General features: G+C 43.3%; 9 protein-coding genes. 6 read left to right on the top strand and 3 right to left on the bottom strand.

Annotated features, from left to right (window positions below):
* The first annotated feature begins 108 nt into the window (after window positions 1–108).
* The 6 genes from MSMAS_RS07045 (at window position 109) to MSMAS_RS07020 (ending at window position 7,691) form a co-directional block, all read left to right on the top strand.
* Window positions 109–1,713, top strand: coding sequence for an ABC transporter substrate-binding protein (locus MSMAS_RS07045; protein ID WP_048046940.1), 1,605 nt, complete (start codon window positions 109–111; stop codon window positions 1,711–1,713).
* A 478-nt stretch (window positions 1,714–2,191) separates the two neighbouring features.
* Window positions 2,192–3,871, top strand: a complete 1,680-nt coding sequence (locus MSMAS_RS07040; protein ID WP_155395352.1) for an ABC transporter substrate-binding protein — start codon at window positions 2,192–2,194, stop codon at window positions 3,869–3,871.
* A 333-nt stretch (window positions 3,872–4,204) separates the two neighbouring features.
* Window positions 4,205–5,197, top strand: coding sequence for an ABC transporter permease (locus tag MSMAS_RS07035; RefSeq protein WP_011031959.1), 993 nt, complete (start codon window positions 4,205–4,207; stop codon window positions 5,195–5,197).
* 22 nt (window positions 5,198–5,219) lie between these two features.
* Window positions 5,220–6,077 carry an ABC transporter permease gene (locus MSMAS_RS07030; RefSeq protein ID WP_011031960.1) on the top strand — a complete coding sequence of 286 codons (858 nt, stop codon included), beginning with the start codon at window positions 5,220–5,222 and terminating at the stop codon, window positions 6,075–6,077.
* A gap of 35 nt (window positions 6,078–6,112) precedes the next feature.
* Window positions 6,113–7,090, top strand: a complete 978-nt coding sequence (locus MSMAS_RS07025; protein WP_011031961.1) for an oligopeptide/dipeptide ABC transporter ATP-binding protein — start codon at window positions 6,113–6,115, stop codon at window positions 7,088–7,090.
* Complete coding sequence (locus MSMAS_RS07020; protein ID WP_011031962.1) at window positions 7,080–7,691, top strand: ABC transporter ATP-binding protein; 612 nt, start codon at window positions 7,080–7,082, stop codon at window positions 7,689–7,691. The genes MSMAS_RS07025 and MSMAS_RS07020 overlap by 11 nt, the downstream gene beginning before the upstream one ends.
* An 84-nt stretch (window positions 7,692–7,775) precedes the next feature.
* On the opposite strand, the gene MSMAS_RS07015 is transcribed toward MSMAS_RS07020, so the two are convergent.
* The 3 genes from MSMAS_RS07015 to MSMAS_RS07005 all read right to left on the bottom strand — a co-directional run bounded on the left by MSMAS_RS07015 (window position 7,776) and on the right by MSMAS_RS07005 (window position 11,315).
* On the bottom strand, window positions 7,776–8,933 hold the full coding sequence (locus MSMAS_RS07015) for a TIGR00341 family protein (protein ID WP_011031963.1): 1,158 nt from the start codon (window positions 8,931–8,933) through the stop codon (window positions 7,776–7,778).
* Window positions 8,934–9,197: 264 nt separating this feature from the next.
* Entirely contained in the window at window positions 9,198–10,490 is a 1,293-nt protein-coding gene (locus MSMAS_RS07010) for a TIGR00341 family protein (RefSeq protein ID WP_011031964.1), read from the bottom strand.
* A gap of 186 nt (window positions 10,491–10,676) precedes the next feature.
* Window positions 10,677–11,315: a DUF998 domain-containing protein gene (locus tag MSMAS_RS07005; RefSeq protein WP_230633354.1), complete on the bottom strand. Its 639-nt coding sequence runs from the start codon at window positions 11,313–11,315 to the stop codon at window positions 10,677–10,679.
* Window positions 11,316–11,833 lie beyond the last annotated feature (518 nt).

The raw sequence follows: 11,833 nt of genomic DNA, 5'->3' as shown, positions 1-11,833 counted from the left end.
CCAGATTTTAATAAAAAACAAGGAGGAGTTTTGATTAAGAAAAATCAGCAGTATTTGCTCATAGGCTCAATAATCATAGTTATAGCAGCTGCCATTATTGTCAGCTCTATGTCCAGCCCTGCAGCAGATTCGGAACCCACAGAACAGACTTCCCAGGTTGCCGGGGAAACGGCGCTCCAGGGATCTGAAGAACTGAGCTCTCCAGGGTCTGATGAACTGGTTGCAGCCGTAGGGACCCATGGAGGAGAGCCGGAAACCGGCTTTAACCCGATTACCGGATGGGGTAACAGCAGGGAACCTCTTGTCCAGAGTACTCTTTTCAAAAGGGACAGCGAGGCACGCCTGATTAATGACCTGGCTGCAAATTATACTGTCAGCAGCGATGGACTGAAGTGGACCGTTACAATAAGGGATGACGTTAAGTTCCATGACGGAATGCCTTTAACAGCCGAAGATGTGGCATTCACATTTAACACGGCAGCAAATGCAGGTGGGAGCATAGATTTATCCATGCTGGAAAAGGCGACAGCAACCGATGATTATACAGTTGAATTTGAGATGAACGACCCTCAGTCTACCTTTATCAATAAACTGGTAGCTCTTGGCATTGTCCCCGAACATGCTTACAATGCTGAAACATACGGGTCCAGTCCGATAGGTTCGGGCCCATATAAGTTTGTGCAGTGGGACAAAGGGCAGCAGGTAATCTTTGAAGCAAATCAGGATTATTACGGACAGGAGCCGTACTTTAAAAAATTAACAATGCTCTTTATGGGATCAGACTCTGCTTTTGCAGCAGCAAAAGCCGGACAGGTTGACCTTGCTGAAATTCCGTCATCTTATGCCTATCAAACAGTCGATGGAATGAAAATAGTTTCTCTCGACTCTATTGATGCCCGTGGAATAAGTTTCCCGATGAATCCGAATACTGGAGAAAAAACCGAAAACGGCTATGTAATTGGAAACAACGTGACTTCTGATCCTGCAATAAGAAAAGCTCTGAACATCGGGATAGACAGGCAGACACTGGTTGACGGTGCCTTGAACGGACAGGGAAAAGAAGAATTCACAGGCGTGGACAAACTGCCCTGGGGAAATAAGGAAGCCATTTTCGAAGACGGAGATATAGAAGGAGCAAAGAAAATCCTTGCCGAAGGCGGCTGGACTGATACTGACGGAGACGGCATTGTTGAGAAAAAAGGCCTGAAAGCCGAATTTACCCTTTTATATCCTGCAAATGCCCAGGAAAGACAGGCATTGGCGGTTTCAATGAGTGAAGAAGCTAAAAAACTGGGTATAAATATTAAAGTTGAAGGTAAGAGCTGGGATGAAATTTACACCCTTTGCTATTCGACTCCAAATGTCTGGGGTTACGGATCACTGGATCCGACTGACATATACTTAAGATACTACAGCAAGAGCTACGATCCTTCAACCCGTAACAACGTAATAATGTACAACAATCCTGCTGTGGACAATTACCTGAGAACAGCCATAACCAGTCCTGACCAGGAAACAGCCAACAAAAACTGGCAGCTGGCTGCATGGGACGGGACAACAGGATTCTCCGCAGAAGGGGACGCTTCCTGGATGTGGATGGCGACCATTAATTATGTCTACATAATGGATGAAGACCTTGATATCGGAACTCCAAAAATACAGCCCCATGGGGCAGATATCTTTGGCAGCATTCTGGAATGGAAACGTGCATGAGATTAAACAGGGATTTGAGTATTCACTCAAATCCTCTTATTTTTACAGGTTATTCGGGGAGACTATCTTCATTCAATAGACAGGATCAAAATCGTTTAATACTGAGATAAAAATTAAACTGTCGATACTCCCTGCTTTTGATAATAAAAAATTATATTTTTTATTCATAGAATACTTACCAAAAAACTCAGCAAGAATTAAGAATTTATATTTAGTGTTACTAAATTTTCTAAAATTTAGATTAAATATTACATATTTATGGTAAAGTACTTATAGAAAAAATTGGTTTTAGTTCCATTTAACATTACTTTAAGAAAAAGTAACACTTCTACAGATTTCCTGTACAAATATTATTCAAAAAACTCTCGTTATTTCAATAAAGATTCATAGAAAACCGCTATGAGTTTCAGTCGAGAGTATTCAGGATACTAATATATCAGGAGGAGTTCCGATCAAGAAAAACCAGCAACATCTGTCTGTGGGGACATTAATCGTAATTATAGCAATTATTGGTATTATCACTTCCATGTCCGGCTGCGTATCCAGCCCAACGGATGATTCCGAACTGGGTTCTGCATCAGGCTCAGAGTCAGGTTCTGTATCAGCCAGCTCGACTTCCAGGGCTTCCGATGAACTGGTAGTAAATGTGTATTCACATACAGGAGAACCGGAAACAGGGTTTGACCCTCTTCTCGGATGGGGATGCGGTCATGTGAATTTTGAGCCATTAATACAGAGCACCCTCTTCAAAACAGATGATGAAGGCGGTATCATAAATGACCTTGCTACAGGTTATTCTGCCAGTCCTGACGGGAAGACATGGACTGTAAATGTAAGAGATGATGTCAAATTCACGGATGGAGAGAAGCTAACAGCTGAAGACGTTGCATTTACATTCAATACTGCAATTGGAAGTAATTCCGAACTCGACATGAGTAACCTTGAAAATGCCAGGGCAGTAAATGATACGGCTGTTGAATTCAATTTAAAAGAGCCCCAGTCCAGTTTCATATGGAGACTCAGGTATGTTGGGATTGTGCCTGAGCATGCCTATAAAAAAGAAACCTATGGAGCCAGCCCGATCGGTTCAGGCCCGTACAAACTGGTACAGTGGGACAAAGGTCAGCAGGCGATCTTTGAACTTAATGACAATTACTATGGACAGAAGCCGTACTTCAAAAAAATAACCATGTTATTCCTGGACAAGGATACTGCATTTGCAGCTGCAAAGTCCGGCAATGTTGACATAGCTGAAATCGATATTACCCATGCAAACCAGTCCATAAACGGCTATGATATAATCTCGCTTCCTTCCTCAAGGGCATTCGGAGTTTCTTTCCCCATGCAGAACAATACCGGCAAAAAAAGCCTTACTGGAGACACGATCGGCAACAATGTAACTGCAGATATCGCAGTCCGGAAAGCTTTGAACACGGGAATTGACAGAAAAGCCATACTTGACGGAGTAATATACGGAAAAGGGGATGTGGAATACACCGGAGTAGACCAGAGAACATTTGGAAACCCCGAAGCCAGGATAAAAGACTCAAAACCTGAAGAAGCTATAAAAATACTTGAAGATGCAGGCTGGAAAGATACAGACGGCGACGGAATCCGGGAAAAAGACGGAACTAAAGCAGAATTTAAACTGTATTACTCTTCCTCTGACCAGACAAGGCAGGCTCTTTCAGTAGCCGTAAGCGAGCAGGCAAAAAAATTAGGTATAAAAATAAACCTTGTCGGCACAAACTGGGATGAAATATACGCAAACCAGTACAGTTCAGCGGTTTTATACGCCTACAGCAGTATAGATACTTTCAATCTGTACCAGCAATACCATACTAAAGAAGCCGATGATACATACAGAAACCCTGGCCTTTACAGCAACCCTTTTGTGGACGGGTATCTGGAAACAGCCTTGAGAACTTCAGACCAGGAACAGGCTATTGAAAACTGGAAGTTAGCTGCATACGATGGAAATACCGGTTTTGGGCCTTCCGCGGATGCAACATGGCTGTGGCTTGTAACAATGGACTATCTCTACGCGGTGGATGAAACCATAGATATGGGAACCCCGGAGAAAAATGCCGGGTCAGATATTTTAGGAAACATCTACGAGTGGACAAGGACAAGTGCAACAGATACAGCTCAGAAATGAGTGATACTAAAAAAAGAGAAATGGTTCAAAGCAAATGGCGATTAGAAATAAATGCTGATTAAAGTGAGAGATTCTGCCACTTTAATAAACTGCGCTTTGAATCCCCCTTTTTATTTGGCATGAAAGTGCTCTCAAGTACTTTCATTTTATGGGCATGTTATTCGAAGAATATCATGTGCGTTTTTTATTTACAGCCATAACTGAGAGTACAAATGTAAGATACCTGGAGAATCTATTTCAACCTATGGATAAGAATATTAATTGAAATAATAACAAATATTGCAATAATCCTGAAGTAAGTTTATTATCAAGTAACAATAATGAGGGAAGAGTGTGCCGGATACCGAAAAAATAGCGAGTTTTGCAGGAAAAAAAATACTCAGGCTGGTAAGTCTTCTTGCTGTAGTTTGTTTTGTAAGTTTCATGCTTATTCAATACTCGCCCATAGACCCTGTTAGAGCCTATATAGGAGAAATGACAGTCAGTGAAGAGCATAAAGCCAAACTTGAAGAATATTGGGGAGTCAATACTCCTCCGCAGGAAAAATTCCTGAACTGGGCAGGAAATATTCTCAAAGGGGATTTTGGGGTATCATTGATTTACCGGATGCCTGTTGCCGATGTGATTAAAGAAAGAGCTATGGCCTCTTTTGTCCTTATGGCAACTTCATGGCTGTTTTCAGGAGTGCTGGGCTTCATCCTGGGCATAGTGGCAGGAATGAATAAGGGCACATGGATTGACAGAGCAATAAAAACTTACTGTTACGTGCTGGCAGCCACCCCGACATTCTGGCTGGCACTGGTTCTGCTAATGGTATTTTCTGTAAGTCTGGGGTGGTTCCCGATAGGCCTGAGTGTACCCATAGGGGTTACGGCTGAAAATGTAACTTTTTTTGACCGGATACAGCATTTAATTCTCCCTGCATTGACCCTGAGTTTACTGGGAGTAGCCCAGATTGCAATGTTTACCCGGGAAAAACTAATCGAAGTTCTTTCCAGCGATTATGTGTTATTCGCAAAAGCAAGAGGTGAAAAAGGGCTGGACCTGGTATTAAGACATGGGATAAGAAACGTTGCACTTCCTGCAATTACTCTGCAATTTTTAGGGTTCAGCGAATTGTTCGGAGGAGCAGTTCTTGTTGAGCAGGTATTCTCCTATCCTGGAATCGGACAGGCAGCAGTAGCAGCAGGGTTGAGATCTGATGTGCCTCTGCTTTTAGGGGTAGTCATTTTCAGTGCTATATTTGTCTTTTGCGGAAACCTGATTGCTGACACTATTTACGAATTCGTTGACCCCAGAATAAAACAGCAGGAGGCAACAGTATGAACATTATAGAGGAGGCTGGATTATGAGCACTGCTGTTGTAACAGCTAACAAAGGAGTATTCCGGGGACTGAACCTGAGACAGAAGACCCTGCTGATTATAGGTCTGACATCACTTTTGCTGCTTACGATAGTGGTTTCAAGTGTCACTATGGATGAAGATTCCTTGAAGACCGATTTTGGCTCTAAAAACCTTAACCCTTCAGCTGAACATCCGTTTGGGACAGACTGGATGGGAAGGGACATGTTTATACGTACCGTCAAGGGGCTTGGTTTAAGCATTCTGGTCGGAGCTTTTGCTTCTACAATCAGTACTGTACTGGCTGTAGTGTTGGGCCTTCTATCAAGTGCAGGGAAAGCTGTAGATTCCTTTGTTTCCTGGCTGGTGGACCTGTTTCTTTCGATCCCTCACCTTCTTTTGATAATTCTTATCTCCATAGGACTCGGAGGAGGAGCTTATGGAGTCATTATGGGTGTTGCGTTAACGCACTGGACAAGCCTGACAAGGGTGGTCAGAGCAGAGATCAAGCAGCTCAAGACCCAGGAATACATCCATATTTCGAAAAACCTTGGAAAATCAAAATGGTGGATAGCCACAAAACACATTCTACCCCATTTAATTCCGCAGATATTGCTTGGCACTATTTTGATGTTTCCTCATGCTATTCTGCACGAAGCTTCGGTCACATTCCTTGGATTTGGGCTTTCCCCTCACGAACCGGCAATTGGTATCATTTTATCAGAGTCTATGAAATACCTTTCCGCAGGATACTGGTGGCTTGCATTTTTCCCAGGGTTATCACTCCTGATTGTGGTTCTGGCATTTGACATGATAGGAGACAATCTGGGAAAAATAATTGATCCGAAAACTGCTCATGAATGAGTTGTATGTGAAAATTTCAATCTAAAGGTGGGAACATGAAAAATAAAGCTAAGAATAATGCTGAAGAAAGCAGGAAAACTGAAGCCCTGTTAAAAGTAAAAGATCTCTCACTCTCCTTTATCCAGTACACCTCAGGGCTCAGACAGACCGAGCTAAAAGTAATTTCCAATTTAAGTATAGAGGCTTATAGAGGAAAAATACTGGCTGTTGTGGGATCAAGCGGTTCCGGGAAAAGCCTTCTTGCCCATGCTATTTTAGGAATTTTGCCTCCTAACGCGATACTTAATGGAAAAATTGAATACAATGGCATGCAGCTTACTCAGGAAAAGAAAGAAGAAATCAGGGGTAAAGAAATAGCCCTGGTTCCCCAATCCGTAACTTATCTGGACCCTTTAATGAGGGTTTCAGATCAGGTAATAGGGTGTGTGGAGGAAGAAAAAGCAGGATTGATGAAGAAGCTCCAGAGGGAAATCTTTCAGAGATACGGCTTAAAACCGGATGTTGAAAGAATGTTTCCTCATGAACTCTCAGGCGGGATGACCAGAAGAGTCCTGGTTTCCACTGCAGTAATAGGCTCTGCAAAGCTTGTAATTGCAGACGAACCCACCCCTGGATTGGATGAAAAGACTCTGAATGAGACGCTGTATTACTTAAAAGACATGGCAAATAAAGGCTGTGCAGTAATAGTTATAACTCATGATATAGAGGCAGCGCTAAAGATTTCCGATAAAATTGCCGTCTTTTATGCAGGCACAGTCCTGGAAGTAGCCAATGCTGCAGATTTCAAAAACGATGGTGAGAACTTAAGGCATCCTTATACCCGGGCACTCTGGAATGCACTTCCCCAGAATAAATTCCAGGCAATTGAAGGGCATCAGCCAATGCAGGATGAAGTTATTGACGGATGTATTTTTTACGACAGGTGCTCAAAAAAGAACGAACTCTGCTCTAAAGGCATTCCTCAATTTCAAAATGTCAATGGAGGAATTGTGAGGTGCAATAATGTATCTTAAATGCGAGAATATAAGTTTCGGATACAAAAAAAACAGTCTGGTTTTAGATAATGTAAGTCTGTCTTTAAGAAGCGGTGAGGTTCTGGGCCTTGTAGGAGACAGCGGAAGTGGAAAATCAACCCTGTGTAAAATCCTTGCTGGCTATGAAAACAAATATCAGGGAAAAGTAAGCCTCGACGGAAAAGAAATTCCATCAAAAGGATATAACCCTGTCCAGCTCATATTCCAGCATCCGGAAAAGGCTGTAAACCCGAAATGGAAAATGAAAGATATTTTAAATGAGGGACATAACGTTCCGCAGGAGATTCTGGACTCATTCGGGATAAAAAAAGGCTGGCTTAACCGCTGGCCAAATGAGCTTTCGGGAGGAGAGCTTCAGAGGTTTGCACTTGCAAGAGCTCTGGGGTCTGAAACTAAATTTTTAATAGCGGATGAAATAACCACGATGCTGGACGCTATTACTCAGGCTCAGATATGGAACACGGTTCTGGAGATAGTTAAAGAGAGGAATATCGGAGTACTGGTCGTAAGCCACGAGAAAAATTTGATCAAAAAGTTATGTCACGATGTTGTTTATTTAAAGGATGTGAACAGGGTCTGACACTATTGAAAGTCTGACACTATTGAAAGTCTGACACTATTGATGAGCTGATTTTTTCAATTTTTTTAGAGCTATAAAGAGTTTTCAAGTGGTCTGCTGAGCTTCTATGAACCCTACCCTGACCCTGACTTCTCTGCCTGTAAACTCTGTCAGGCGGTCATCAATCCTCTGAGCTATACCCGGGGGCAGTTCCTGACCTGCCCTGCGATATAAAATGACTGTTACCCTTGCAGGTTCATTTAAAATCAGGTCCGCAGGTCTATAACTGACATCTACACTCTCAGTGACCAGTCTCATATCCTCATATTCGGATTCATTAAGCATAACTGATACTTCTGCTTTTGCCTGCTGTTCTATAAGCGCGGTTTGTGAGGATACATAGGTTACAAGCCCGAGTACAGTTGAAAGTATTGCTATTGCTACTCCGAGCACCAGAATATTCAAGACCACAGCTTTACGGGCTCTGCCTACAGCCGAAGATCCGAGGGGCCTGAAGCCTGAAAGCCAGAAAAGGATAAGAGCGGAGATATTGATAGCAAGCACATTCACCAGCACCAGAACCGCAGAAATAATCGCTACAGCAGGTAGCCCAAACGCAAACCCAAGCCCTGAAGTTGCTGCGGGAGGGACAAGGGCAGCTGCAATCGCAACCCCTACAAGAGCAGACCCTGCATTTCTTATGATACTTATGGCACCTGCAATACCGGATCCCAGAGCAAGAAATAGAGACAGGAAGGTTGGGTTTGTGCGCTCAGCTACCTGTGAAATCTCGCGGATATCTATTCCTGGCGGCATCATGCCTAATTCCGTGATCAGAAAGCCGATAAAGGCACCTACTGCAATTGCAAGCAAAAGGCCTGCCACCTGCAGAGTTAACCCGCGAGTAATAAGCTTCCGATCATAAACAACTGTACCTACACTTGTAGAGATTGCAGGTCCCATTAAAGGAGCTATAACCATGGCCCCGATAATTGTTGCAGCCGAATCGAGCAGGAGACCGCCGGTTGCAATAGCCGTGCTCAGCACCAGAAATGCGATATATGTTGAGGCAGGAGGGGCAAGATCTTCTGCACGCGCAATGAGCTCTTCTCTGGAAATCCGCTGGTCAGGAAAGCGTTTTTTCAGGACATCGATCCGCTTCGAAATCACCATCTCCGGTGACAGGACAATCGTATATGTATCCTCGCTAATTCCTGCCTTGCGCAGCTTTTCAAGCAAAGGTTCGACTCCGACAGGAGGCACGGGAAACTGGATAACAGCTTCAAAGTCTCCTCTTCCGGTCTCGTTCCATACTGCGTAGTCAATCTCCTCGCTGTCGAGAGCTTACAGTACAGAATCTTTCTTTCCTTCCGGGATAAGTACCTCAACCAGACGCATAACAAAAATACGTTTTCTGGATATATTATTATAATTGAAGGTGAAATAAAACAGGCAGCAGCAAGAAGCTAGAATTTTCAGGTAAAAATACAGACTAATAAAAGTTAGAATTTAATTATAAGAAGGCAATTATGGGAAGCTCTGTGCTTCTACGAAACCAACTCTGATCATGATATCTTTGCCCGTAGATTCTGTCAGGCGCATGTTCGCTTTGCGGGCTATGTCAGGAGGGACCTCCTGGCCTGCTCTACGGCCTACAAGAACAGAGATCTTTGCAGGTTTATTTAAGAGGATATCTGCAGGCATATAGTCAACTGTAACCCCTTCAAGTGTCAGACCCATTTCTGCATATTCGGGTTCCTGAAACATGGCTGTCATTTCTCCGTTTATTTCCTGTTCTACAAGGGTTGCCTGGAAGGAAGTATACGTAACAAGCCCGAGAGCTACGGAAAGTAAGGCAATTAAAAGGGCAAGGAAAACAGTATGCGATATCACAGAAGAACGAGCACGTCCGGCTGCTTCTGTTCCTTCCGGGCGAAAACCGGAAATCCAGAGCATTATCAGAGCTGAGATGTTAACTGCAAGCAGATTAACAAGCACAAGCACGGCAGCTGCAATTGCCACTCCGGAAAGCCCCCATGCGATTCCCAGCCCTGAAGTTGCAGCCGGAGGGACAAGAGCGATCGCAATTGCAACCCCTACAAGAGCAGACCCTGAACCCCGTATTATACTGATAGCGCCTGCTATGCCTGACCCCAGGGCAAGGAAAAGGGACAGAAAGTTAGGGCTTGTCCTTTCGGCGACCTGTGGGATTTCACGAATATCGAGACCGGGAGGCAAAAGTATGGATTCTTTCAGAAGTACTCCAAGCAGTGCACCTATCGCAATTGCAAGCAGAAGCCCTCCCACCTGCATCTTTATCCCTCTGGAAGCAAGTTTCCTGTTATCGAGGACAGTCCCTACACTCGCAGATATGGCAGGCCCCATAAGCGGAGCCACAACCATAGCCCCGATAATTGTTGCAGCCGAATCGAGCAGGAGACCGCCGGTTGCAATAACCGTACTCAGGACAAGAAATGCAATATAGGTCGAAGTTTCGGGTGCAAGGTCCTCTGCGCGCGCAGTTAATTCTTCCCTTGAGATTCGGGATCCGGAATAACGCTGCTTCAGAGCTTCGATGCGGGTCGAGACTACAGTTTCAGGCGCCAGGACGATTGTATAAGTGTTTTCGCTGACCCCGGCTTTGCGCAACCTCTCAAGCACCGGTTCCACGCCAATAGGAGGGACTGGAAACTGAACAAGGGCCTCAAAGTCCTTTCTTCCTGTTTCGCCCCATACGGCATAGTCTATTCCCTCGTCATCCAGAACTGCCAGCACAGGCTGCCTCTTCCCCACAGGAATAAGTACCTGAACCAGACGCATAATAAATATACGCTATTCGAATAATTATTATTAACCAGAATAAAATAAAACATGCAGTATAAATTACAAAAAAATATAACTTATAGTAGCCAGGTGTTTGAATTTTCAAATAAAGCTTCAAGTTAATTGAGACACCGGAAAATCAAATTTCTGTTATAGGTTTAGCTGATTATAGTTTTAATGATTTTATGGACGTGAATACCCCATCAGGTATCCGCCAAAACCAGTTACCCAGAGAAGGATTGGATATGCGATCCATCTCTCCAGCCCACCGATGCCCAGGACCGCAAAGGGGCTTGCATCCAGCATGATGTAATAAAGAATAAGGTCTAAAAGTGAGATTCCTCCAAGTAATACTGAAAAATAATTCAACGGCGCCCCCTGTATCCTGGAACTCACAACTGCTGATAACCCGCCTGCTAGAAAAGCGAGAAGGGCAAAAATGGCATGGATATCACCATAACTCCCATCAAAGACCCCCACGCCCAGCACGCCTGCTCCAAAAAGAACTGTCAGTAAAGTAACAGACTGTTTCCTGAATGCGTGGTGAATAAAATAAGCAGCGGCAGTAATCAAAAGTCCTGAAACTAACATTGAAGTATTGAAAATGGTTGCAGAAGGCTCTATAATAATACTGTCAGGGGGCACGGTTGCACCAAGATCGCTTATTGCATTCTGGGCTGTACTGTATCCGGGATAAAGAGTCTCAGCCGTTATTATTCCCATGAAAGCCAGCACTCCTGCAGCAAATAAAAGTGCTCCGGCGATATTTTCACTTCTTATGCGAGGGTGTGATCTGTCAGCCATGAAAATCAGATAAATCATGGAAAGCAAAGATATTTAGAGCTTATGTTAAGATTCTTATAGCTTATGTTAAGATTCCATGCTTCCGGGAAAGAACTGTCAAATTACCAGAAAAAACTATCAGTCCAATAACATGGCATGGACTGGATTTCTGTAGAAAGCGAGATAAAAATATATACATGACATAAATACTGGAATACAACCAGTAAGAAAATCTGATCATTTTAAAAAACAGTAGAAAATGAGGATAGAAATTGCTGTGAATCTCCGGTTAAATCTTCGATTAAATATTCACCTTTTTTATCACCATTTTTCGTCCTGCCACTGCCCTATCAGGACTGTTTATGCTTCTTATCTGAAAGTCTTTCAGGGAACTCATGAAGCTACAGGATCAAATCTAATTTTATAGAGGCACTGATTAAAGCCTGAAACTTACAAAATCAGTGAAGAAGATAATTAACCCAATCATTGGAAGAAATATCAAAATGAAAGTGAGTATAATAGATATTAAATGAAGTGAAAAATAGGAAAAATCTGAA

This window comes from Methanosarcina mazei S-6, from assembly GCF_000970205.1.
GTDB classification, from domain to species: Archaea; Halobacteriota; Methanosarcinia; order Methanosarcinales; family Methanosarcinaceae; genus Methanosarcina; species Methanosarcina mazei.
This window is presented reverse-complemented; position numbering and strand designations above follow the sequence as displayed.